At 64.9% G+C, this 2624-nt stretch carries 1 protein-coding gene and 1 pseudogene; both read left to right on the forward strand.

Annotated elements, in window-relative coordinates; translation table 11 throughout:
- Positions 1–1227 (forward strand): annotated as a pseudogene (locus tag BXA07_RS31035) (hypothetical protein); the annotation flags it as partial.
- The coding region (locus tag BXA07_RS29490) for a hypothetical protein (RefSeq protein WP_076573239.1) at positions 1224–2624 on the forward strand (1401 nt) is incomplete at its 3' end. The pseudogene BXA07_RS31035 and the gene BXA07_RS29490, both read left to right, overlap by 4 nt.

Raw genomic sequence — 2624 nt, forward strand, 5'->3', positions numbered from 1 at the left:
TTCCTGACCGAAGCCGAGCGCATGGCGCCGATTACCAAGTCGGTGAATGACGCCATGGGCAGGCTGGGGCAGTCTGGCGTGACGACGGTGGAGCAGTTCAAGGCCCTGGTGCTGGCGCAGGACCTGAACACGGCTGCCGGCCAGGCGATGTATTCGCAGTTGATCGCCATTGCTGAGCCGTTCAAGAAGGCGGCCGACTACGCGGCTGAGCTGGCGGCGGCAACCGGCGACTTTGCTGCCGTGGCGAAAACTGCCAGCGAGATCGCCAGCGAGCGTCGAGACCTGCAGCAACAGCTCAACGAATTGACGAAAAGCGAAACGCAGCTGCTGGCCATCCAGCGCGCCGGCATCGCCGACGTCAACCGGGCGCTGTTCGACCAGGTGCAGGCGGCCAAGGCCGTTGTATCGGCCAAGGATGCGCTGGCCAAGGCCTACGACACCGAGGCGGCAGCGGCCAAGACGGCGCTGGACAAGTCGAAATCGTGGGTGGACACCCTCAACGGCCTGAACGCCAACATGGCCCTGGGCAGCCAGTCGACGCTGACGCCAGAGCAGAAGTACGCCGAGGCGCGGGCCCAGTTCGAGAAGACCCTGGCGGCGGCCAATGCCGGCGACACGACGGCACAGTCCGGCCTGTCGGCTGCCGAGCAGGCCTTCCTGACGGCATCCCAGGTGGTCAACGCCTCGGATGCCCGCTACGCGGCAGATTACGCCCGCGTGCTGGCGGCCAACGACGAGGCGTTGAAATGGGCTTCGGCGCAGGTCGACGTGCAGCAGGCCAGCCTGGATGCCCTGAAGGCCCAGGTATCGGGCCTGATCACCATCAACGACAGCGTGCTGACGGTGGCGCAAGCCATCGCCAACCTGCATGCGGCGATGGGCGTGTCGAGCGGGTTGGGTGTGGAATTTACCAATGGGCCAGCCGTTGCTGCGCCAGTCGCTTTTTCTAGCGCTCCGGCACCCGTAGTTTTCGACGCCATGCGCTATTCGGCTGGCTCGAATGTTGGGTCCGACGCATTGGTCGCTGAAATCCGCGCCTTGAACGCCAGGCTGGATGCCCAAACAGTTGAGATCAAGGGCCTGCGCGCTGATCAGGCCAAGCAAACCGGCGCCGCCATCCAGGCCACGGTCGAATCGAACGACAAAGCAGCGAAGACGGTCGTGGCCGGTGTCGATAAATCCGCCAAGGCATCCGCCTGGGCGAAACGAGTGGAGTACTCTCAATGAATGATGCACAATTTCTGGCATGGCTGCAAAGCTCGTCGGCCACCCGCATGGTGCTGATCGAGGTGCAGGTGAATGTGGGGGGCGTCGAACTGACGCGGTTTATCTCCTCCTGGCCGTATGTCACCGGCCCGGCCGATATCCCGCCCAACGTCGAGTACCTGCCGCTGGCCACTGGCGGTCTGGCCTTCACCGAGCAGGTCAGCCTGACCGGCGAGGCTGGCCTGTCGGGCGGGGATATTGAGCTCGACAACGGCGATGGCGCGCTTGATGGCTGGCTCGCCGACGTCTGGCGCAACCGCCCCATCAAGGCCTGGTCCGGTGATCCGGCCTGGCCGCGCAGCGATTTCCGGCTGATTTTTGACGGCATCGTTGCCGATATCGGCAGTTCCGCGCGCGAATCGATCAACCTGTCGCTGCGCGACAAGCTGCAGCGCCTGGATACTCCCATCACCGAGACCAAGCTGGGCGGTACAACGCCGAACAAGGATGCGACATTGCCCGTGCCGTTCGGCGAATGCCACAACGTCACGCCGCTGCTGACTGACCCGGTTACCCTGGAATATGGTTTCCTCGGCGCAGTCGAGTCGAGCTTCGAGGTGCGCACGAACGGCAAGCCGATTGCTGTGGCCTTGAATGACCAGGCGGGGCGCTTCAACCTCACCACGCCGCCGTATTCGGCCGCGATCACGGTCAGCGTGCAGGGTGACAAGGGCGGCGGTTATGCGCCGCGCATTGCCCCGCTGGTGCAGCGCATCGCCACGGCTTACGGAAAGGCCTCCGACCGCTTCACCTTGGCCGACCTCGACTTGGACAACCTGGCTGCCTTCGACGCCGCCCACCCGCAGCTGGTGGGCCTGTACGTTGCGGACCGGATGAACCAGGCGCTGGCCATCCAGCAACTGGCGGCCAGCGTGGGTGCCCAGGCGGTCATGTCGCGCACCGGCCAGCTGCGCCTGGTGCAGATCGCGCTGCCGGCCGCTGGCATTCCGGTGGAGATCGGTCCCGAACACATGCGGCTCGATTCCCTGCGCCCGGTGCAGCGCTTGCCGGTGGTAGCGGCCGTCAAGATCGCCTTCGACCGCAACTACACCGTGCAGGCCAGCCTGACCACCAGCATTCCGCCGGCGCATGCCGACCTGTACGCGACCGAGTGGCTGACGGAAACGGCTGTCGATGCTGCGGTAAAGGCGCGGTACCGGCTGACGGACGACCCGCCGCAAATTGAAACCTGCCTCAAGACCAACGCAGACGCCCAGGCGGAAGCGGCGCGGCGCCTTGCCTTGAACAAGGTGCAGCGCACGATATACGAATTCGACGGAGAGCCTGAGATGATGATGCTGGAACTGGGGCAGCCCGTGGTGCTGCGCGATGATCGATTCGGCCTGCAGGATGGCGTG

Source organism: Janthinobacterium sp. TND4EL3, assembly GCF_900156175.1.
Classification (GTDB): domain Bacteria; phylum Pseudomonadota; class Gammaproteobacteria; order Burkholderiales; family Burkholderiaceae_D; genus Janthinobacterium.